Origin of the sequence: Streptomyces sp. NPDC006393 (genome assembly GCF_040628575.1) — a bacterium.
GTDB lineage: Bacteria > Actinomycetota > Actinomycetes > Streptomycetales > Streptomycetaceae > Streptomyces.
Genome location: NZ_JBEXZD010000076.1, coordinates 12,609 through 33,140, shown reverse-complemented (window position 1 = coordinate 33,140; position 20,532 = coordinate 12,609). Strand labels below are relative to the sequence as shown.

The window sequence follows — 20,532 nt, the reverse complement described above, 5'->3', positions numbered from 1 at the left end:
CAGTGCCATGAAGTGCCGCGGAGGTCCCGGACGTTCGTGCGAAGCGTCACACGGCCAGGGACAGGCCGTCCGCCCCGTCGGTGTCCGTGGGGGCCTGCGCCGCCCGGCCCGCGTCCAGCAGCAGCGCGTCCGCCCGGGCGATGGCGTCGTCGATGCTGGTGGCGCCCATCATGACGCACAACGTGTAAGTGACGTCCTCCAGCTCCCGAGCCGTCTCGGCCCGTTCCCTCTCCGCCTGAGCGATCTTCAGCGATGCGTACCGAGTCAGCAACGTCCTGACGACCTTCGGGTCCGGAACCAGCACGGAGCGCCCCTCTCTCGAATTTTTCCTGCGTATGCCCCAGGCACGCCGTGCCATGCATACCGACCGCCTAGCGGCACATGATTGTCCGGTTTCCGTCGATTTCCGGTGGATCAACAGCGGAGCGACGTCGGGGGCCCGTGGGCCGTCATCGGCGACGGTCCCCGGATCTGCCGCGCGCCGTGGCGCGGCGCTCCCCCGCGGTCATGCCGCCCCAGACGCCGTCGTACTCGCTGTGGCGCAGGGCGAAGGCCCGGCACTCGCGCAGCACGGGGCACCGTCGGCACACCGCGCGGGCCTGTTCCGTCTGCCGCAGCGACAGAACGCCGTCCCCGAGCGGGAAGAACAGTTCGGGGTCCTCGAAGCGGCACGCTCCGCGCTCGCGCCAGTTCATGGCCACTTCTCCGTCGCACCGCGCGCGGTGCGGGACGCCTGGAGCAGCGCGCGGCTTGCTCGCGCGCCGCGCTCGATTCCTTGGGTGATGCCCACCGGGGCCTCCGCTGAACACTCGGCCGCACATGTCCGGGCAGCTCCCGTCTGCGGCGTCTCGGCGCCGCACGACCCGGCAGAGGTATCCGCAATATAGGTGCTTTGAGGGCCTTCGGCCAAGATTGGGTCAACGGCACGCAGCAGGCGGCCAGAAGAACAAGCCGTCATGAGCCGCCCAGGACGCACGCCTTGCGGCGACGGCGGTGGTTCGGCGGGGAATCTCCGCGCCCGCTCGGGGACCCGAGCCGCCCGGGCACACGGCGAGGTGCCGGCCGGTGCCGACGGAGAAATGCCGGCGCCCGCCCGGCCGGCGAGCGCTTCGGCACCCGCTCAGTCGGCGAGGGCGTCGGCGAGCTCGCCGGAAGCCCGGGTGATCTCCCGGTCCTGTTCCGCCAGCAGCGTCCGCAGGGCTCCCCGTCGCGCCCGGACGGCCTGCCGCGCCCTGCGCTCCCACACCACGGGGTTCTCGCGGTGGTTGAGGAGTTTCGGGTAGACGGCGGCGACGGACTCCCACTGGCGGGCGTCGGCGATGTTCTTGAGCAACTGGATGATCTGCGCCCGGCAGGTCACGTGCGGCAGCTGGGCGAGTTCCCACAGGAACGGGACCGTGGCGGCGGTCGCCTGCTCCACGACGAAGCCGTACTGGCAGATGCGGGTGCGCAGGTCCTCCAGTGCGGCCCGGGCGGTGTCCGCGTCCGCGCGGGCCACGCTGCGCAGCAGTTGGGGGATGGCGCTCGCGGGGCCGGTGGAGTCCCTGATCTCGCTCCAGGGCACCTGTCCCAGTGCCGACAGGGGCGTGGTGGCGGCCACGCCGGTCGGGGTCGTCGCGCGGTCGGTGCGCTGTGTGCTCGGCTGCTCCGTCGGTGCGGTGCGCATGGCGTCGGGCCTTTCCGCGGCGGGCGTACGGGGGAAGGGTGGGTCAGTGGGGCGGGCGGGTCGGCAGCCTGGCCCAGACGGTCTTGCCCTCCGGCGGTCTCGGGGTCCAGCCCCACTCCTCCGCCAGGGCGTCGACGATGCCCAGGCCCCGGCCGTGCTCCGCCAGGCCGGGGCCGGCCGGGTGGGTGGGCACGGGGCGGCTGCCACAGGGGTCGGAGACGGTGAGCACCAGGTGAGCGCCGTCGAGGGCGAGCCCGAGCCAGACGTCCGTACACCCCTCGGGGGCGAACGGCACCGCGTGCGTCGCGGCGTTGGCCGCGAGCTCGGTGACGACCACGGCGGCATCGTCACCGCAGTGGTCGAGCGACCAGCCGGACAGTGTCCGGCGCGTGAAGGAGCGGGCCCGGGCGAAGCCCTCCCGGCCGCACTCGATGCGCAGCGCCGCGGCCGCGAGCGCCCCGGTGACCACGTCCGGCTCCCGACCGGACGGGGTGCCCGGCGGAGCCGTCCACGGCGCTGCCATGGTCGGCGCGCTGGGCGTTCCGAGCTGCGGGCTCGCGGGTGAAGGCACGGCATCTCCCTGATGCGACGTCACCGTGGGGCGCCGACCGAGGGGTTGACGCCACGGCTATTATCCACGCTGAAGGCCTCCGCGTGCAATTGCACGCGAAATTTCTCGTGAAAGTGCTCGGCGACGTGAAGGGTCCGGTGGGACGCGGCCGGCCCCGGCAGCGGGCCGGGCACTCCTCACGGCGGAACGTGAACAGCAAGGAGAATGTGGTGCCACCAGTGCGCAACGGAGTGCGGGCCAGTTCCCTGGACACCCGCTGGATCAAGAGCCGGCACAGCAACGCCGAGGGCAACTGCGTGGAGGTCGCCGCCCTCGTCGGCGGGGACATCGCGCTGCGCAACTCCCGCGACCCCGACGGCCCCGCCCTGGTCTACACCCCGGCGGAGGTGGCCGCGTTCCTGGCGGGCGCGAAGGAGGGCGAGTTCGACCACTTGCTGTGAGCCGCGCCGCCCGCGCGGCGAAGCGGAAGGGGTGTAACGACTTGCGCTGACGGATGCGCTCCGCAGCGGGGCGGTGCGATAGTGTAAACCTCAAGTCTGCCGGTCCACTGGGGAGTCAGGATGTCAGCCGAGCCGCATCGCCTCTCCCGCCTCGAACCGTATCTGGACCGGTCAGAGCCGGCCCCGACGCTTTTGAAGATGCTGGTCGGCGTCCAGCTGGCGGGTTTCCGCGAGGACGCCGGTCTGTCGCAGGAGCAGGCGGCACGCGCACTGGGGTTCAGCGCCGCCAAGCTCTCCCGTATCGAGTCGGGCAAGGGACGTCGCCCTCCGGCGGAGGCCGACGTCCACGCCCTGCTGCGGTTGTACGAGACCGACGACTACGAGTCCTCGGTCCTGCTGAAGCTGCTGCGGCGCGCCGGCGAGCCCGGCTGGTGGCAGCGCTACGACAAGCGGCTGATGCCCGAGTGGTTCGACCGGCTGGTCGGGCTTCAGGAGGCGGCCGCCGCGATCCGCACCTTCGAGATCCAGTACGTTCCCGGTCTGCTCCAGACCCCGGCGTACACCCGGGCCGTGGTGGAGCGCGGGCTGCCGACCGCCTCCGCCGGCGAGGTGCAGCGGCGCGTGGAACTGCGCACCCGACGCTCGGAGTTGATCACACGCCAGGACGCGCCCCAGCTGTGGGCGATCATCGACGAGTCGGTGCTGCTGCGCGTGCTGGGCAGCCGGGAGGTCATGCGCGACCAGCTCACCCGTCTCGTCGAGATGGCCCAGCGCCCCAATGTGACGTTGCAGGTCGTGCCGTTGGACGTGACGAACGCCTCCGCGCCCAACATCCCGATCACGTATCTCCGATTCGGCGGGCTCGACCTGCCCGACGTCGTCTACCTCGAGCACATCCGGAGCGCCAACTTCCTCGAGGACCGCGACGAGACGGAGGAGTACCGGATCGCGCTCGACCGGCTGGCCGACGAGGCGCTGACGCCTCTGGAGTCCCTGGCGCTGCTGCGCAAGACGGTGAAGGACCGCTACGCGGCGCCCTGATCGGCACCGACACCGCCCCGATCACCGGCGCCGACACGGTCCTGATCATCGGCACCGCCACCGCGCCGATCGCACCGCCACCGCGCCGTGTGCCGGAGCCGGCCGTTCGCCGGCCCCGGCGGGATGCCTAGCGGAGCAGCCCCAGACCGCCGAACTCCACCCACTCATGGGTGAGCTGACGGGGCGCCACCTCGGTGTCCGGCCGCCAGGTGGAGACCTCCACCAGTCCCGGTTCGAGGATCTCCAGGCCGTCGAACCACTCGTGCACGTCCTTCTGCTCGCGCACCCGGCCCCAGTGGCCCTGCGTGGCCTGGTCCATGAAGTTGGTGACGAAGTCGCGGACCTCGGGGTCCTCACTGACCAGTTGGCACATGAGCATGATGCTGCCGGGCGCGAGATGCGAGCGGACACGCTCGACCACCGCGAGCGGGCCGTCGGTGTCGCTGTCCGGGATGCAGTGGAACACCGAGTTGAACAGCACGGCGACCGGCTCGGAGAAGTCGATCAGTCGCTTGGTGTCCGGGTGCGCGAGGATCTCGTCGGTACGGCGCATGTCGGCGTGGATGACCGCGGTGCGCTCGTCCTGCTGCAACAGGGCGCGGCCGTGGACCAGCACCATCGGGTCGTTGTCCACGTACACCACGCGCGTCTCGGGGGAGATCCGCTGGGCGACCTGGTGGACGTTGTCCTGGGTGGGCAGGCCGGAGCCGTGGTCGAGGAACTGACGGATGCCGTACTCCTCGGCGATCACCCTGACGGCCCGCTGGAGGAAGCGGCGGTTGTTCAGGGCGAGCCGGCGCGTGCTGGGGACGACCTTGTCGAGTTCCTCGCACGCGGCGCGGTCCGCCGCGTAGTTGTCCTTGCCGCCCAGGTAGTGGTCGTACATGCGCGCGGCGGTCGGCACATTCTCGTCGATCTTCGTGGACAGCTGGTTCTCCGTAGGCATCGATCCCCCAGATTCGCCGAATCCACCGCGCCAACTGGGCCGGTTTGACAGAGAGTACATCGTACGGAAGCGGTGTTCGGCCGAACCAGTCCACGAACGAACGACAGCACGGAACATGCGCCCGAACTGCCCGATCGTCACGAAGTCTTCACTTCGGAAGGCCCTCGGCCGAGTCCTCAACACCCCGGTTTTCGAACGGACTTGCGGTGCCCGCCTGTCCGAGCCCCGGCGGCTGTGACACGCTCGGTCACGACAGGCCAGGAGGGGCGGAACCGATTCCGCTCCGCTCGTTCGACACCACGGAGAGGCAGCGGCATGCGCATAGGACTGCTCGGCACCGGCCCCTGGGCCCGGATGGTCCACGCTCCCGCCCTGAGCGGGCACGGCGAACTGGAGTTCGCCGGCGTGTGGGGACGGCGGGCGGACGCCGCCAAGGAGCTGGCCGGACGCCACGGCACCCGCGCCTACGACGACGTTGACGCCCTGCTGGCCGAGGTGGACGCGGTCGCGGTCGCCCTCCCCCCGGACGTACAGGCCGATCTGGCCGTGCGTGCCGCGCGCGCCGGGTGCCATCTGCTGCTGGACAAGCCGCTGGCCGCGACGGTGTCCCAGGGCCGTGCCGTGGTCGAGGCGGCCCGGGAGGCCCAGGTGGCCTCGGTGGTCTTCTTCACCACCCGGTTCCAGACCGGGCCGGCGTCCTGGATCGCGTCGCAGGCGGGGCGGGACGGCTGGTTCACGGCGCGGGCCGAGTGGCTGGGCGCGGTGTTCACCGGTGACAGCCCGTTCGCCGACTCGCCGTGGCGGCGGGAGAAGGGCGCCCTGTGGGACGTGGGCCCGCACGCGTTGTCGGTGCTGCTGCCGGTGCTGGGCGACGTACGCCGGGTTTCGGCCGCCGCGCACGGGCCCGGGGACACCGTGCACGTGGTCCTCGATCACACCGGCGGCGCCTCGAGCACCCTGACCCTGAGCCTCACCGCGCCGCCGGCGGCGGCGGGGGCCGCCGTGGAACTGCGCGGCACGGCCGGGGTGACCACCCTTCCCGAGAGCTCCGAGGAGGCGGTCGCCGCCTTCGCGCGGGCGGCCGACGCGCTGCTCACCGCCGCGCGCACCGGCCGCCCGCATCTGTGCGATGCCGCGTTCGGCCTGCGGGTCACGGAGATCCTCGCGACGGCGGAGTCACTGCTGGCGCGCTGAGGGGCGGGGCGGAAGGCCGAGCCGGTGAGCGGGCGCCCGCACCGGATTAAGGGGCCCCTTAAATTAAGGGGCCCTTAAACGTGGATTAAGCGACGGCCGGCCCCCGACCGCGTTACCCGAGTAGGCGCGGATTCAAGCACTTTGGGTCGGCGCCGCGACGGTTGCGCGCTCCGCGGTGCTGCGTAGCATCGGGGACCCCGACGGCCGTGAGAGCGCTCTCAGCGCGCCTGCCGCCGTCGCTCCCCCACGCACGCGTCGCCCCAAGGAGGCACCCCCACATGGCCCCTCGCCACCAGCGCACCCTCGGCCGCAGGAAGTTCCTCGCCGCTCTCGGCGGCGTGGCGGTCGCCGCGCCCGCCGCCGCCGTGATCGCCCCGCACGCCCTGGCGGGCACGGCGTCGCGGACCACCGCGGCCACGGACACGCTTCCGCTGACGATCGTCAACAGCACCGGATCCTTCGGCAACGCCTCCGTCCACGTGTACATCGTGGGCAACCAGGACGGCCGGCAGGTCAGGGTCACGCCCGAGGGCACGCTCGCGCCGATCGCCGTCTCGGACAACGGCGCCGACGGCTTCACCGACTACGCCATACCGCTGGCCGGCAGCGGCGAGACACACCTGTCCCTGCCGCGGATGTCCGGCCGGATCTATGTGTCCCTCGGGCAGAAGCTCAAGCTGCGGGCCGTCACCGACGGGGCCGGCAACCCCGCCCTTCAGTACCCGGCGGGGTGGGTGTCCTCCGACCCCAACCATCCGGTGCTGCACGACTGCGCCGAGTTCACGTACAACGCCTCGGGCATGTTCTGCAACACGACCATGGTCGACATGTTCAGCGTGCCGATGAGCATCCGCCTGACCGGCGCCCGGGACCAGACGACCGGTACCCTGCGCGACGGCGGGCGGGCGGCGGCGTTCGCCGCCGTGCGGCAGGCCGAGGGGTTCGGGAAGTTCGTCGTGGACGACACCCGGGTGATCGCCCCGGGCCACGGACTGGACGCCGGGCTGTTCGCGAAGGACTACTTCGCCCCGTACATCGACGAGGTCTGGAGCACGTACACGGGCAGGGACCTCACGGTCGCCACCGCCGCGGGCACGTTCACCGGCCGGGTGCGCGGCGGGAAGCTCGTCTTCGCGGGGCCGGCCGCCGTCTCCTTCGACCGGCCGTCCACCCGGGACGTGCTGTTCTGCGACGGCGCGCTCGCCGCGCCCAACGACGGGACGACCGGGCCCGTCGCCGCGGTGCTCGGTGCCGGTTTCAACCGTTCCACGCTGCTGGCCTCCGCCGCCCAGCCGGTGACCGGCGCCTCCTCCTTCTACCGCACCGCCGTCACCAACCACTACGCCGCCGCCATGCACGCGGCGACCACGGACGGCAGGGCGTACGGCTTCGCCTTCGACGACGTGGCGGACTTCGCCTCCTACATCCAGGACACGGCCCCCACGGAGATCCGCCTGACCCTTACCTCCTTCTAGATTCCGCCGGGGGGTCTCGACGTGCGGGTGGGGTGGGGGCGTAGCAGCGTGGTGGTGTGGTGAAGGTGCCTGTTCCGGCGGCGCGCCGGGATCCGCACCGGCGGGGCTGGCTGCGGGGCGCGCCGCCGCCTCGCTGGGTGCGGGTGCTGCCGCTCGCGCTGATCGCCGTCGTGGGCGCGGTCACGCTGGCGAGCCCGAACCCGATCGACATCGGCTTCCTGCTGGGTGCGATCCCGCCGCTGGCCGTGATGTCGTACGGTCCGCTGGCGACCGCGCTGCTGGGCTGCGTGGTGGTGGTTCTGCTCACCGTGCCGGTGTTCGGGCTGGACCGCCCGGGCAACACCGATCTGGAGACGATCTGTTTCGTCGCCGTGCTGAGCGTGTTCCTGTCCTATGTGCGCAGCCGCCGGGACGCTCAGCTGAACCTGGAGCGCATGGTCGCCGAGGCCGCGCAGCGGGCCGTCGTCCCGCCGCTGCCCGAGCGGGTCGGTACGGTGCGCTGCGCGGGCCTGTACCGGGCGGCGCAGCTCGGGACGCTGGTCGGCGGGGACTTCTTCGACGTGCGGCGGGGCCCCGCGAACGGCGTACGGGCGGTCATGGGCGATGTGCAGGGGCACGGCCTGGCGGCGGTGTCCACGGTCGCCGCGCTGCTGGGGAGCTTCCGCGAGGCGGTGCTCGACCGGCCGGACCTCACGGCGGTCGCCGCCGCCCTGGACCGCCGGCTCGTGGTGGACTCGGCGGAAGTGAGGAACGCGGAGCTGTTCGCGACCGCCGTTCTGCTGGAGTTCTCCGGCGACGCGCGGTCCGTGCGGATGGTGACGTGCGGCCATCCTCCCCCGGTCCTGCTGCGGGACGGGAAGGCCATGGAGATCGAGCTCGTGCCGTGGACACCCCTGGGTCTGGGCCTGTCCGACGGGGTGCCGGACCAGGACGGGCATGTGCTGTCGCTGCGGCCGGGTGACACGTTGTTCCTGGCCTCCGACGGGGTCACCGAGGCCCGTGACGCCCACGGCGCGTTCTACCCCCTGCTGGACCGTCTGCCCGGCCTCGCCGACCGGGACCCGGCCGTTCTCGCCGGTCATGTGCTGGCCGATCTCCTGGCGCACAGCGGCACGCTCCGCGACGACGTGACGATGCTCGTCCTGACCCCCTGCCCGCCGGACGCTCCCTGACCGGGCTGGTACAGGCGGCGGAGACGGAGCCGGCTCGATCGACGGCGACCAGGTTGGCTCGGTCGACGGCCACGGGGCCGGCTCGGTCGCCGACGACAGGGCCGCGGGCCGGGGGCCGGCCGACGGCGACAGGGCCGCGAGGCCGGCCGACGGCGACAGGGCCGCGAGGCCGGCCGACGGCGACAGGGCTGCGGGCCGGCCGACGGTGACAGGACCGGGGCCGGCCGACGGTGACAGGACCGGGATCAGCGGATGGTGACGGGGTCGGCTCAGGCGGCTGCGGCGCAGCCCGCGGCGCAGAGCTCGCCATGTCCGGGAGTGGTGCAGGCGGCGGGGACGGGCCGAGACGGCGCCGGGCGTCGCGCGGCGGGGACTGTGGTGCCGATCGTGACGGGCAGCACGCCGGCCGTACGGTCCGCGGGGGCGCGGCGTGCGCGGCGGTCGCGCAGGAGGGCGCCGGTGCCGATGGCGCCGGCGATGAGGACGCCGCCGATCACCAGGGCGCCCCTCGCCCCCGCGGTCTGCATCAGCAGACCCAGCAGCGGCGGGCCGACCAGGCTCCACCCGGTGCTCGCGGTGCGCCACACACCGAGGACCCGGCCGCGCATGTGCGACGGCGGGTCGGTCTGCAGGACCGTCGTGCCCGCGGTGTCCGAGACGGACTCCACCACGGCCATCGGGGCGACGAGCAACAGCAGGACCCACAGGGTGGGAGACAGACCGGCGGCGATCTGGAGCACCGCTCCAGCCGCGGCGAGGGCGCCCACCAGGCGTACGGAGGGGCTGCGCAGGCGTCCGGCGAGGACCGCGCCCGCCACACCGCCCACGGCCAGCACGCTGGAGACCGTGCCGAAGGCCCCGGCGGCGCCGCCGAGCGGCCCGGTGACCAGCACGGCGAGGGTCAGGCCGTAGTTCCGGCCGAAGACGCTGCTGAGCGCGGTGATGCCGGCCAGGGCCATGAGCCGCGGTCGGCGCAGGAAGAAGCCGAGGCCTTCGCGCGCTCCGGTGCCCCGCCGGGAGGCCGGCCCGGCGGCCGCCTCCTGCCGGGCCCCGGCGGCCTTCCGCTTCCGCTGCCGGGGCGCCGCGGCCGGCGCCTGCCCGGCCTCGGGGTGCGGGCGCAGGAAGGGGATCACCGCTGCGACGGCCAGGAAGGACACTCCGTTGGCGGCGTACGCCGCTCCGGGGCCCCACAGGCCGACCACGACTCCGGCCAGCGCGGTTCCGCCCACCCGGCCGGCCCCGCTCACCACCGAGCCGAGCGCGATCGAGGAGGGCACGTCCTTGGTGGGTACGAGATCGTTGCCGAGCAAGGCGCAGGCGGGCGCGTCGACGGTGGCGATCAGTCCGGTTACGGCGGCGAGCACCATCAGGACCGGCACCGTCAGATGGTCGGTGACGACCAGGCCGGCGGTGAGGAAGCCGACCAGGGCGAGCAGGGCCTGGCTCACCGAGGCGGTGAGCCGGCGGGGCCAGGCGTCGACGGCGGCGCCGCCGAGGAGGCCGAGCAGCAGCCCGGGCGCGGCCTGCGCGGACAGCGACAGGCCGGTCGCCGCCGCGGAGCCCGTGAGGTGGAGCACCAGCAGGTTCTGCGCGGTCAGCTGCATCCAGGTGCCGGCGTTGGACACCAGGTTGGCGGCCGACCACCAGCGCATGCTGTGGTGGCGCAGCGCCCGCCACGGGGCGCGGTCCTCGCTCTGTGCCGCCCGGCGGTCCGGGCGGCGGAAAGAGGGCAGGAGCACGCGGCGCGGCGTGGTCGAGCGCTGGGGGGAAGGAGCAGTGGTGGAAGAAGCCACAGAAAGACGTTCTCTGTCGGAGACCGGACGGCTTGCCGTGCTGTGGCGCCAGGGGCGGCTCGACGGTGAGACGTGGCCGGCACAGCGGCTGCCCATCTTGACCCAGGGCAGGGGACAGTCGACGATCACACCGCTTCCCGGTGGCCGACGCGTACCTCAACTGGCATGCGCCGCACGGGAGTTCGCGGTGTGGTGGTGTTCCTCACAGGCCACGCCGCGGACAGAGACCTGGAACACACCGCCGTACGGGAAAGGGCTCCGCTGTGAGATGCGTCCCTGTACCGTCTCCGTGTCCGGTGGAGGCCGGACCGGTCCCCCGCTCCGGTCCCGCCTCCGCGGTGTGTCGAACCTACGTCGCTCTCCGCAGCCGTCGACATCGCGACGGTGCCCTCTCGGCGGGCCGAAGGGCTCACCCGTGCACAACTGAGTCCGCTATGCCCTCGTTCGTGCACACCGATGGCCTCGAGGCGCTCATCCGGGCCCGTCCAGGGCCGGCGGTTCCAGGTCGCCCACCACGAGATGGGCCAGGACGACCTCGTACAGATCGCTGCCGGTGTCGAGGAGCCGTCGTTCCAGAACGGGCTCCACGCCACGGACATGCTCCCGCACGGTCTGTGCGTGGACACCGAGCAGCCGTGCGGCGCGCTCGGCGTTGCCGCCGGCGGCGATCCAGGCGCGCAGGGTGCCGCGCAGGTCCCGCGTGTCCGCCGCCAGCCGCCCGAGGAGCTCGTGCGCCCAGGTGCGCAGCGCCGGCCCGGACAGCAGATCACCGAAGCCTGAGGCGCGGTCCCGCGGCGCGGGGGCGGCGGTCCCGTCGTGGAGGCCCGCCTGGGCGTTCAGGGCCAGGTGGATGGCGGCACGGACGGTCAGCGGGGAGAAGTCGGTGCCGAGCAGCCGCTCCATCCGTTCCATCCGGGCGCGGACGGTGTTGCGGCTCACACCGAGGATCCGCGCGGCGCTGACCGCGGTGAACTCCAGCCCCAGCCGCACGGTGGCGACCAGCTCGGCCCGGGTGTGGTGGGGCAGGGCGTCCAGCGGCCGCAGCAGCCGGTCCGACCAGGCGAGCAGCGCCCCGGGGTCCATGAGGCGCTCGGGGTGGGTGCGCTCGGCGTACACGGCCGTGCCGTCCGGGTGGAACCGGGCCAGGGCGAGTGCGCTCACCGCCTGGCCATACGCCGTCGCGGTCCGGGCGAGGCTGTGCCGGGTGCTGCCGCCGAGGAAGGTGTGCGGGCGCCCGCCCACCAGCGAGCGCAGGGCCGGGCCGGTGGTCTCGGCGGGGGCGACCACGATCACATGGCCGTCCACCGCCGGGCAGCGTACGACCAGGGCCTGCCCGCCGGTGGCGTCCAGGCAGTCGGCCGCGAGCCGCTCGCGCTCCTCACGGTGTGTCTCCAGGACGTAGACGTGCGCGGTGTCGGTGTCGAGGAGACCGGGCCACGGGCCGGCGGCCACCCGGCGGGCCGAGACGGTGTCCTCCACCATCAGCAGTTGCAGGACCGCCAGCCGCAGCGCGGACGTCGCCTCCTGGAGCCGTCGTCCGGCCTCGCCGCTCTCGTGGGCGCGCAGCAGCAGCTCGACCACTCCCGCCGTGTGGCTGAGCATGTCGGCCGCCTCCCGGTCGAACGGCGCGGCGCGGGAGACGGCCAGCACACCGGCCGGAGGCGAGTGCGGATCCCCCAGGCGCACCACGCGCAGGTGGTGCCCCTCGTCCTCGAGCGCCGCGGAGGCGAACCGGCCGGAGGCGACGTCCGCGACCAGCTCCTCGGCCGGGGGCAGGGGCCGGCCGGCGAGGAGTGCGCCGCTGCCGTCGAGGAGGCAGGCCGTGCCGTGCGCGGCCTCGGCGAGCCAGGCCACGACCTTGCGCACGTCCCGCCCGGCCGGCCGCAGCTGGCCGAGGAGCTCCTCGGCCCATGTGGTACGGCGGCTCTCCCGCCCGCCTGCCGTGACGGCTCCGTCCTCCTGGCCGGCCATGTCGGCCCCTGCCCCTCTCGTCGTGCGCCGCGCTGACCTCGGCGTTCTCGGTCAGGGACGTTACCAGCGGCCTTCGCCGGCCGCCCGGGCCGAGCGCTGTGACCCATGCCGGGGGCGACGGGGAGTGCGGAGGGAGGGAAGGGGCTTCGCCGGCGCTGCACGGGGGGAGGTGAGCGGCCGGCGAAGCCACACGCCCAGGGCCGGGGGGCAGCCTCCGAGCGGTATACAGCTCTGGTTCCCCGGTACGAGCCGTGTAAGCACGCGAAGTTGACGGCGTTTCGGCGTGTCGCACGTCCCGCCGGCCGGCCGGCACGTGTCACCCGGCGCGTCGCACCCGTCACCGGGCCTCGTACGCGGCTACGGGACGCGGAGAGCGACGCGGGCGCGGAACGCGGGCGCGGGCGCGGGACCCGGGATGCGGAACGCGGGCGCGGGCGTGGGACCCGGGATGCGGAACGCGGGCGCGGGACGCAGGATGCGGAACGCGGGCGCGGGCGTGGGACCCGGGATGCGGAACGCGGGCGCGGGACGCAGGATGCGGAACGCGGGCGCGGGCGCGGGACCCGGGATGCGGAACGCGGAACGCGGGCGCGGGATGCGGGTCGGGGCGGGCGCGGCGCGCTGAGAGGTTGGGCACCCCGTCTGCGCGGCGCCGGCCGGGTGTACGGCATAAGCTCGGCGGATGGCGAAGTACTTCGACGTGCACCCGGACAACCCCCAGCCACGCGCCATCCGCCAGGTCGCCGACGGCGTGCGTGAAGGGGCGTTGATCGCGTATCCGACCGACTCCTGTTACGCCCTGGGCTGCCGGCTGGGCAGCCGCGACGGCATCGACCGGATCCGCGCGATCCGACAGCTGGACGACCGGCACCACTTCACGCTGGTGTGCCAGGACTTCGCCCAGCTCGGCCAGTTCGTACGCATCGACAACGACGTGTTCCGCGCGATCAAGGCCACCACACCCGGCAGTTACACCTTCATCCTGCCCGCCACGCGTGAGGTGCCGCGCATGCTGCAGCACCCGAAGAAGAAGACGGTCGGGGTACGCATCCCCGACCACGTCGTCGCCCAGGCGCTGCTCGCGGAGCTCGGCGAGCCGCTGCTGTCCAGCACGCTGCTGCTGCCCGACGAGGACGAGCCGATGACCCAGGGCTGGGAGATCAAGGACCGGCTCGACCATGTGCTGGACGCGGTGGTCGACTCGGGCGACTGCGGCACCGAGCCGACCACGGTCATCGACTTCTCCGGCGGCGAGGCCGAGATCGTCCGGCGTGGAGCGGGCGACACCTCACGGTTCGAGTGAGGCCACGGCCCCGGGGCCGGTGCGGGCGCGCGCCGGGTGAGGTGCGGCGGCCCCCTGCCCGGATCCGTGCTGGACGTCACGGAGCGTCAGCGGGGCGCCGCGCCAGGGGAGTTCGGCCCGGGCGGCGGACGCGCTGATCGCGGGGCCCCTTCCTCGGCGCGGCCACGGCGTTGTTACGGTGCACCGCGTGTCTGACTCCTCACGCGATACCGTCGAAGGCGCCGGCTGGAGCGCAGCCGAGCGCGGCACCTACCGGGAGCTCATGCCCGCCCGGGTCGAGAAGCTGTCCTGGCTGAACCCCCGGACGCTGTGGGCCGCGCGCAACGGCGTGGTCGCGTCCTGGTTCGGGGACCCCACGGGCCGTACCCGGAGCCGCTGGGTGGCCCAGCGGGCCGCGTCCGGGGCCCCGGCGGACAAGGTGATCCGGCGTACGGAGGGGGATCGCTTCTCCTTCATGGTCGTCGGGGACACCGGCGAGGGCGACGACTCCCAGTACGCCGTGGTGCCCGGCTTCCTGAAGGCCTCCGAGGGCACGTCGTTCGCCGTGATCGCCAGCGACGTGAACTATCCGGTCGGCGGCACGGACGACTACGGCACGAAGTTCTTCCGGCCCTACCGGGACTATCCGGCGCCGATCTACGCCGTCCCGGGCAACCACGACTGGTACGAGGACCTCGGCGCCTTCATGCGGGTCTTCTGCGACGACGCCCACCCGCTCGCCCCGGAGCCGAGACCCCGCCCGCTGAGCCGCGCCTGGTGGCGCGCGCTGCTGTGGCACCGGCCGCGCCCGGCGGACGAGCAGCGCCTGGCCGACGCGCGGAAGCTGCGTTCCGCGCCGGGGCAGCAGGCCGTCCAGCCGGGCCCGTACTGGGCGATCGACGCCGGGCCGGTGCGGATCGTCGGCATCGACACCGGCCTGCTCGGCACCATCGACGCCGAGCAGGGCGCCTGGCTGCGGGAGGTGTCCCGAGGGCCCCGGCCGAAGATCCTCGTCACCGGCTCACCCCTGTACGTGGACGGCGAGCACCACCCCTGCGCGATAGAGGGCGGCGGCACCGTCGACGACATCGTCCGCGCCCCGGAACACCACTACGTGGCGGCGATAGGCGGCGACATCCACAACTACCAGCGTTACCCGGTGGACGTGGACGGCCGCACCATCCAGTACGTGGTCTCCGGTGGCGGCGGCGCCTTCATGCACGCCACCCACACGATCCCGCGCGTGTCGATCGGGAACGTCACGGAGTCCGACTTCCGCTGTTATCCGCTGCGCGGCGACTCCCTCGCCTTCTACAGCAGGCTCTACGGCCGCCGGCTGCGCATGCCCCGCCTGTTCACGATCAACGAGGCCGAGGGCATGGCCGTCATCGCCGAACGGCTCGGCATCCCCCTGACCCGCGCGCAGAGCGGCCCCGTACGGGTCACCCGGCGGGTGCGCCTGATCGCGAGCCTGCTGGGCAGCGGCCGGCGCCCGGACCGCAGGGCCCGCCTCCGCCTGCCGGTCCGCAAGCTCTACACCCGGCTGTTCTCGCCCGGCTCGGCCACGTACAGCCCGCCGTTCTTCAAGTCGTTCCTGCGTCTGGACGTCACACCGGAGGCGGTCCGGCTGCGCTGCTTCGCCGCGACCGGCAACCTCGCCCAGGAGATCGACCCGCCGGTCGAGGACGAGGTGACCATTACCTTGCGCTGAGCGGCGCCCGGTCCGTCACCAGCGGCCCGGCTCGCTTCCGGTGATCGGCTCGGACGCCTTTCCGTCCACCCCGACCGGCACCTCACCCGAGAGCATCACCCGGTGCATGATCCGGGGGAAGCCGAGGTGGGCGTTGTCGCCGGGCGCCAGGTGGATGGTGGCCCGGTTGTCCCAGAAGGCCACGCTGCCCGGCTCCCACCGGAACCTGACGGTGTACTCGGGCCGGACCGCCTGCTCCAGCAGCATCTGAAGGATCGCGGCGCTCTCCGCGCGGGAGACGCCCTCGATCTGCTCGACGTAGTACCCGTTGACGAACAGCACCCGCTCCCCCGTCTCCGGGTGGACGCGCACCAGCGGGTGCACGCTGGCGACCTGACGGTCCAGCAGATGACGGACGTACGCGTCGTCGCCGGGCCGGGGCTGGTAGCCGACCCCGAGCCGGTGTTCGGCGCGCAGCCCGTCGACGAACGCGCGGACCGGGGCCGACAGTCCCGCGTAGGCGGCGGCCAGGTTGGACCAGGTGGTGTCGCCGCCGTAGGGCGGCACGGTCTCGGCGCGCAGCACGGTCGCGGCGGGCGGGTCGACGCGGGCGCCGTGGTCGCAGTGCCAGCCGCGCAGCAGTGTGTGCCGGCGCCGCTGGAGCCACTCCTCGTGGTCCATCCCGAACCGCCCGCCCAGCTCCAGCCGGTCGGCGGTCGTCTCCACCTCGGGAACGTCCGGCGGTGACGCGCCGCCCCGCCTCGGCAGCACCACGGGCTCGCCGAAGCGGCGGGCGAACGCCACGTGGGCCGCGTGGTCCAGCCGCTGCCCGCGGAAGAACACCACCTTCCAGCGCAGCACCGCCGCCCGGATCCGCGCGACCACGGCGTCCTCGAGGTCCGCGGCGAGATCCACTCCGGTGATCTCGGCGCCGATGTGCCCGGCGACCGGCTTCACCTCGATGCCCGCGATGCCGTCGAATCCCTCGGTGTCCTGTGCGCCCGCTCCGCCCGTGCCTGTCGTCGTCATCCGCGCTCCGATGGTCGCCCGTCAGGTTCCACAGAGATCGTGACAGGCTTTCCGGCGGGCTGCGACAGGGCGCCGCTGCACCGAGAACTCCCGTACCACCGTGTCGCGTGGCGGGCGAGAGGTCGCCCTCGGCCCGGCCGTCGCACACGAAGGGGACGGCGGTGTGCGAGACACCGGCGAGCCGGGCGACGCCCTCACCCTGTCGGCGACGGAGCCGGCGGCGCCGGGCGGCGGGCGCCGCCCATACTGGCCGTACGCCACCGCCAACGGGAAGGTTCCGACGTGATCAGCATCCCGGCACACACCCTGAACGACGGCACGCGGATCCCCGCGGTCGGTCTGGGCACCTGGCCGATGAACGACGCCGAGGCCGAGCGGGCCGTACGGGACGGCCTGGGGCTGGGCTACCGGCTGGTCGACACCGCGGCGAACTACCGCAACGAGACGGGTGTCGGCCGCGCTCTCGCCCGCGGCGACGTGCCCCGCGAGGAGATCGTCGTGACGACGAAGCTGCCCGGCCGGCACCACGGGTACGAGGAGACCCTCGCCTCCTTCGAGGAGTCCCGGCGCCGCCTCGGGCTGGAGTACGTGGACCTGTATCTCATCCACTGGCCGCTCCCCCGGGTCGGGAAGTACGTGGACTCCTGGAAGGCCATGATCAGACTGCGCGAGGACGGCCTGGTGCGCTCGATCGGTGTCTCCAACTTCACCCGCGGGCACATCGAACGGCTGGAGAAGGAGACCGGGGTCCTGCCCTCCGTGAACCAGATCGAGCTGCACCCGCTCCTCCCGCAGGAGGAACTGCGCGCCTTCCACGCGGACAAGGGCATCCTCACCGAGAGCTGGAGCCCGCTGGGCCGCGGTTCCGGGCTGCTGGAGGATCCGGCGGTCGTCGCGGTCGCTCAGGCGCTCGGTGTGACGCCCGGCCAGGCGGTGCTGCGCTGGCACACCCAGCTCGGCGCGGTCCCGATCCCGAAGTCGGCGGACCCGGGGCGGCAACGGGAGAACCTCGACCTCTTCGGCTTCGAGCTCGCCCCCGACCAGCTCGACGCGCTCGCCCACGAGGTCCCGCGGCGCCTGGGCGGGGACCCGGAGACGCACGAGGAGTTCTGAGCGGACCGAGGAGTTCCGAGCGGTCATCCGGGTACCCGCGGCCCGTCTCCCGGCCTCCCGCGTCGCTCCGCCCGCCGCGGGTACCCGGATCACCGGTGACGTGCGGAGGAGGTTCAGGTGGAGGCGGAGGAGCGGCTGCGGGAGTACCGCGGCAAGCGGGACTTCGGGCGGACCCGGGAGCCCTCGGGGCAGCGGGAGCCCGCCGGGGCCGGACCGCGGTTCGTGGTGCAGATCCACGACGCGCGCCGGATGCACTTCGACTTCCGGCTTCAGGTCGACGACGTGCTCAGGTCCTGGTCGGTCCCCAAGGGGCCGTCGGACGACCCGCACGACAAGCGCCTCGCGGTGCCCACGGAGGACCACCCGCTGGAGTACGAGGACTTCGAGGGCGTGATCCCGAAGGGCGAGTACGGCGGCGGCACGGTGATCGTCTGGGACCGGGGCACGTACGAGCCGCTGAGCCACGACCGCAGGGGGCGGCCGGTCGACTTCGCCGAGTCCCTTGAGCACGGGCACGCCACCTTCCGGCTGCGCGGGGCGAAGCTGCACGGCGAGTACGCGCTGACCCGCTTCCGCGGCGGCCGGGACGGCGCCGAGGAGGAGGCGTGGCTGCTGGTGAAGAAGGCCGGCGGCCGCATGAGCGGGCACGGCACCCCCGACCCGCGCCGCGCCCGCTCGGTACGCACCGGCCGCACCCTGGCCCAGGTCGCGGCGGAGGACGGCGAGGGCTGATCCCGCGCCGGGCGGGCGCGGGCGCCGGCGCCGCGACTCCTCGGCGCCGGTCGTCGCGGTGCGGTCAGCCGGAGGGCAGTGGCTGTTCGCACCAGATGGTCTTGCCGCGTCCGGTGGGGCGGCTGCCCCATCGCTGGGTGAGCTGGGCGACCAGGAGGAGGCCGCGGCCTCCTTCGTCGTAGGCGTGGGCCCGGCGCAGGTGCGGCGAGGTGGAACTGGCGTCGGAGACCTCGCAGATGAGCGCCTGGTCGCGGATCAGCCGCAGCTGGACGGGGGGTTCGCCGTAGCGGATGGCGTTGGTGACCAGTTCGCTGACGACCAGTTCGGTGACGAACGCGGTCTCCTCCAGCCCCCAGGCGGCCAGTTGCTCCGCGGCGGCCTGGCGGGTGGCGGCCACGTGCGCCGGGTCCGGTGGGACGTCCCAGGTGGCGATCTGGTCCGCGCCGAGCGCGCGGGTACGGGCCAGGAGCAGGGCCACGTCGTCGCCGGGCTCCTCCGGCAGGACGGCCTTGAGCACCTCGTCGCCCAGGTCCTCCAGCGATGCCGCGGGGACGCACAGGGCGCGGCACAGTTCGGCGGTGGCGCGGTCGACGTCGCGGTCGCGGTGCTCCACGAGGCCGTCGGTGAACAGGGCGACGACCGAGCCCTCGGGCAGCCGCAGCTCGGTCGCCTCGAAGGGCAGGCCGCCGACGCCGAGCGGTGGCCCGGGGGCCACGGTGACCGGCGCGGCGCCTCCGCCGGGTGCCACGACGACCGGTGCCGGGTGGCCGGCGGTGGCCAGGGTCAGGCGCCGCGAGACGGGGTCGTAGACGGCGTACAGGCAGGTGGCGCCCAGTTCGGGGACCTCACCGCCGTCCTGTTCGTCGGCCAGGTGGGCCACCAGGTCGTCGAGGTGGGTGAGGAGTTCGTCCGGGGGCAGGTCCACGTCGGCGAGGGTCCGTACGGCCGTGCGCAGACGTCCCATGGTGGCCGACGACTGGATGCCGTGGCCCACCACGTCGCCGACGACCAGGGCGACCCGGCTGCCGGAGAGCGGGATCACGTCGAACCAGTCGCCGCCGATGCCCGCCTGTGAACCGCAGGGCAGATAGCGGTGGGCCACCTCCACCGCCGCCTGGCCGGTCAGCCCGCGCGGCAGCAGGCTGTGCTGCAGGGCGAGCGCGGTGGAACGCTCGCGGGCGAAGCGCCGGGCGTTGTCGATGCAGACGGCGGCCCGGCTCGCGAGTTCCTCCACGAGCACGGCGTCGTCGGCGGCGTAGGCGTCCGGCTGGCTGATCCTGAGGCCCACGGCGACGCCCAGGGTGGTGCCGCGGGCCCGCAGCGGCACGGTGATCATCGAGTGGGCGCCCCTGCGGTAGGAACGCCCCGCGGGGTCCCGTCTGTCGCGGTCCGTGATCCATCCGGCGAACTCGGGCTGGTCGGCCTGGCTGAGAACCGCCCGCCCGGCCCCCATCGCCCGTGCGGCGGCCGAGCCGGGAGGGCGCACGTCGCTCTCGCCCAGGCGTACGGCCGCCTCCGGTGTGCCGCGGGTGACGGAGCTGTGGGCGACCCGGCGCAGCACGATCTCGTCGGCCTGCGCGTCCGGCGGTTCCTCCGCACCGAGGACCCACTCGAGGAGGTCCACCATGGCGAAGTCGGCGAACTGCGGCACGAGGAGCTCCACCAGTTCCTCGGCGGTGCGCACCACGTCGAGGGTGGTGCCGATGCCGGCCGCCGCCTCGTTCAGCAGGGCGAGGCGGCGCCGGGCCCAGTACTGGTCGCTGCTGTCGAGGGCCGCCAGGGCGACCCCGGTCAGTGTTCCGCGGGCGTCGCGCACGGGCCACATCTCGATCGTCCAGGCCTGTTCCCGGTCCAGGGCGGGGGCGCTCGTGAAGCTCTCGTAGCGGGCCGGGCGGCCGGTCTCGGCGACCTGGCGCAGATGCTCCAGGAAACCCCGGTTGGGCGCGGTGTCCGCCACGCTGTCCAGGTAGGGCCGGCCGAGCAGGGTCTCCTCGGGCACGCCCATCACCCGGCAGGCCATCTCGTTCAGCCGCAGGTAGTGCTGCCGGGTGTCGAAGACCGACATCGACACGGAGGCCTGCTGGAACGCCTGCCCGGCCAGGTCGTGCCCGGGCGGGGTCTCGGGTCCGGCGGTCACCACGAAGCCGTCCGGCCGGCCGTCCGCGCCGAGCACCGGGCAGGCCCGTAGCGTGGTCGTCACAGTGGAGCCGTCCCGGTGACGCAGGACGGCGGGGCCCGAGAGCGCGGTCGGGGCCCCGGGCGGCGGCTCCTCGGCGAGCAGGGCGCGCACCGGCCGCCCGACCGCTTCCTCGGCCGGGTATCCGGTCAGCCGCCGGGCACCTTCGCTCCAGCCCGTCACGATGCCGTGGGCGTCGACCACGGCCGTGGCGGAGACCTGCTCCATATCCTCAGAATGA

General features: G+C 73.5%; 18 protein-coding genes. 9 read left to right on the top strand and 9 right to left on the bottom strand.

All coding sequences use genetic code 11. The annotated features are described in order from the left end of the window. Positions 1-46: 46 nt before the first annotated feature. From ABZ484_RS26570 to ABZ484_RS26555, 4 genes are all read right to left on the bottom strand, one after another. Positions 47-304 (bottom strand): DUF5133 domain-containing protein, encoded by a 258-nt coding sequence (locus ABZ484_RS26570; protein WP_358868438.1) that lies wholly within the window; start codon positions 302-304, stop codon positions 47-49. Between the two features lie 145 nt (positions 305-449). Next, positions 450-695 carry a WhiB family transcriptional regulator gene (locus tag ABZ484_RS26565; RefSeq protein ID WP_358868437.1) on the bottom strand — a complete coding sequence of 82 codons (246 nt, stop codon included), beginning with the start codon at positions 693-695 and terminating at the stop codon, positions 450-452. A gap of 425 nt (positions 696-1,120) precedes the next feature. Further along, positions 1,121-1,666 carry a hypothetical protein gene (locus ABZ484_RS26560; protein WP_358868436.1) on the bottom strand — a complete coding sequence of 182 codons (546 nt, stop codon included), beginning with the start codon at positions 1,664-1,666 and terminating at the stop codon, positions 1,121-1,123. A 43-nt stretch (positions 1,667-1,709) separates the two neighbouring features. Further along, positions 1,710-2,237: an ATP-binding protein gene (locus ABZ484_RS26555; protein WP_358868435.1), complete on the bottom strand. Its 528-nt coding sequence runs from the start codon at positions 2,235-2,237 to the stop codon at positions 1,710-1,712. Between the two features lie 209 nt (positions 2,238-2,446). Between ABZ484_RS26555 and ABZ484_RS26550 the strand changes: the two genes are divergently transcribed. Both ABZ484_RS26550 and ABZ484_RS26545 read left to right on the top strand, forming a co-directional pair. Next, positions 2,447-2,677, top strand: a complete 231-nt coding sequence (locus tag ABZ484_RS26550) for a DUF397 domain-containing protein (protein ID WP_358868434.1) — start codon at positions 2,447-2,449, stop codon at positions 2,675-2,677. Between the two features lie 120 nt (positions 2,678-2,797). Further along, complete coding sequence (locus ABZ484_RS26545; RefSeq protein ID WP_358868433.1) at positions 2,798-3,718, top strand: helix-turn-helix transcriptional regulator; 921 nt, start codon at positions 2,798-2,800, stop codon at positions 3,716-3,718. Positions 3,719-3,845: 127 nt separating this feature from the next. Here the strand turns inward: ABZ484_RS26545 and ABZ484_RS26540 are convergent, their stop codons facing one another. Continuing rightward, complete coding sequence (locus tag ABZ484_RS26540) at positions 3,846-4,664, bottom strand: SAM-dependent methyltransferase (RefSeq protein ID WP_358868432.1); 819 nt, start codon at positions 4,662-4,664, stop codon at positions 3,846-3,848. Between the two features lie 315 nt (positions 4,665-4,979). Here ABZ484_RS26540 and ABZ484_RS26535 point away from each other — a divergent pair, with 315 nt between their 5' ends. The 3 genes from ABZ484_RS26535 to ABZ484_RS26525 all read left to right on the top strand — a co-directional run bounded on the left by ABZ484_RS26535 (position 4,980) and on the right by ABZ484_RS26525 (position 8,505). Next, entirely contained in the window at positions 4,980-5,858 is an 879-nt protein-coding gene (locus tag ABZ484_RS26535; RefSeq protein ID WP_358868431.1) for a Gfo/Idh/MocA family oxidoreductase, read from the top strand. Between the two features lie 278 nt (positions 5,859-6,136). Beyond that, complete coding sequence (locus ABZ484_RS26530; RefSeq protein ID WP_358868430.1) at positions 6,137-7,333, top strand: beta-1,3-glucanase family protein; 1,197 nt, start codon at positions 6,137-6,139, stop codon at positions 7,331-7,333. Between the two features lie 56 nt (positions 7,334-7,389). Continuing rightward, on the top strand, positions 7,390-8,505 hold the full coding sequence (locus tag ABZ484_RS26525) for a PP2C family protein-serine/threonine phosphatase (protein ID WP_358868429.1): 1,116 nt from the start codon (positions 7,390-7,392) through the stop codon (positions 8,503-8,505). Positions 8,506-8,774: 269 nt separating this feature from the next. Here the strand turns inward: ABZ484_RS26525 and ABZ484_RS26520 are convergent, their stop codons facing one another. Then, positions 8,775-10,244, bottom strand: a complete 1,470-nt coding sequence (locus tag ABZ484_RS26520; protein ID WP_358868428.1) for an MFS transporter — start codon at positions 10,242-10,244, stop codon at positions 8,775-8,777. A gap of 525 nt (positions 10,245-10,769) precedes the next feature. After that, positions 10,770-12,269, bottom strand: a complete 1,500-nt coding sequence (locus ABZ484_RS26515) for a helix-turn-helix domain-containing protein (protein WP_358868427.1) — start codon at positions 12,267-12,269, stop codon at positions 10,770-10,772. 682 nt (positions 12,270-12,951) lie between these two features. Between ABZ484_RS26515 and ABZ484_RS26510 the strand changes: the two genes are divergently transcribed. Together ABZ484_RS26510 and ABZ484_RS26505 are read left to right on the top strand one after the other, a co-directional pair. Further along, entirely contained in the window at positions 12,952-13,572 is a 621-nt protein-coding gene (locus ABZ484_RS26510; protein ID WP_358868426.1) for an L-threonylcarbamoyladenylate synthase, read from the top strand. A 187-nt stretch (positions 13,573-13,759) separates the two neighbouring features. Continuing rightward, the gene (locus ABZ484_RS26505) at positions 13,760-15,262 is read left to right on the top strand and encodes a metallophosphoesterase (protein ID WP_358868425.1); all 1,503 of its coding nucleotides are present in this window, start codon (positions 13,760-13,762) and stop codon (positions 15,260-15,262) included. Positions 15,263-15,277: 15 nt separating this feature from the next. Here ABZ484_RS26505 and ABZ484_RS26500 read toward each other — a convergent pair whose 3' ends face one another. Next, a complete protein-coding gene (locus ABZ484_RS26500; RefSeq protein WP_358868424.1) occupies positions 15,278-16,270 on the bottom strand; it encodes a TauD/TfdA family dioxygenase in 993 nt (330 codons plus the stop codon). 282 nt (positions 16,271-16,552) lie between these two features. On the opposite strand from ABZ484_RS26500, the gene ABZ484_RS26495 reads away from it, so the two are divergent. Next, positions 16,553-17,383 carry an aldo/keto reductase gene (locus ABZ484_RS26495; protein ID WP_358868423.1) on the top strand — a complete coding sequence of 277 codons (831 nt, stop codon included), beginning with the start codon at positions 16,553-16,555 and terminating at the stop codon, positions 17,381-17,383. Between the two features lie 117 nt (positions 17,384-17,500). Next, entirely contained in the window at positions 17,501-18,115 is a 615-nt protein-coding gene (locus ABZ484_RS26490) for a DNA polymerase ligase N-terminal domain-containing protein (RefSeq protein WP_358868422.1), read from the top strand. A gap of 64 nt (positions 18,116-18,179) precedes the next feature. Here the strand turns inward: ABZ484_RS26490 and ABZ484_RS26485 are convergent, their stop codons facing one another. Next, on the bottom strand, positions 18,180-20,519 hold the full coding sequence (locus ABZ484_RS26485; RefSeq protein WP_358868421.1) for a SpoIIE family protein phosphatase: 2,340 nt from the start codon (positions 20,517-20,519) through the stop codon (positions 18,180-18,182). Between the last annotated feature and the right edge of the window lie 13 nt (positions 20,520-20,532).

What these genes read in the sequence shown, in the direction of transcription:
- ABZ484_RS26565 (WP_358868437.1), bottom strand. Translation starts at nt 695, where the DNA reads ATGAACTGGCGCGAGCGCGGAGCGTGCCGCTTCGAGGACCCCGAACTG.
- ABZ484_RS26560 (WP_358868436.1), bottom strand. Translation starts at nt 1,666, where the DNA reads ATGCGCACCGCACCGACGGAGCAGCCGAGCACACAGCGCACCGACCGC.
- ABZ484_RS26545 (WP_358868433.1), top strand. Translation starts at nt 2,798, where the DNA reads ATGTCAGCCGAGCCGCATCGCCTCTCCCGCCTCGAACCGTATCTGGAC.
- ABZ484_RS26540 (WP_358868432.1), bottom strand. Translation starts at nt 4,664, where the DNA reads ATGCCTACGGAGAACCAGCTGTCCACGAAGATCGACGAGAATGTGCCG.
- ABZ484_RS26535 (WP_358868431.1), top strand. Translation starts at nt 4,980, where the DNA reads ATGCGCATAGGACTGCTCGGCACCGGCCCCTGGGCCCGGATGGTCCAC.
- ABZ484_RS26530 (WP_358868430.1), top strand. Translation starts at nt 6,137, where the DNA reads ATGGCCCCTCGCCACCAGCGCACCCTCGGCCGCAGGAAGTTCCTCGCC.
- ABZ484_RS26515 (WP_358868427.1), bottom strand. Translation starts at nt 12,269, where the DNA reads ATGGCCGGCCAGGAGGACGGAGCCGTCACGGCAGGCGGGCGGGAGAGC.
- ABZ484_RS26510 (WP_358868426.1), top strand. Translation starts at nt 12,952, where the DNA reads ATGGCGAAGTACTTCGACGTGCACCCGGACAACCCCCAGCCACGCGCC.
- ABZ484_RS26500 (WP_358868424.1), bottom strand. Translation starts at nt 16,270, where the DNA reads ATGACGACGACAGGCACGGGCGGAGCGGGCGCACAGGACACCGAGGGA.
- ABZ484_RS26485 (WP_358868421.1), bottom strand. Translation starts at nt 20,519, where the DNA reads ATGGAGCAGGTCTCCGCCACGGCCGTGGTCGACGCCCACGGCATCGTG.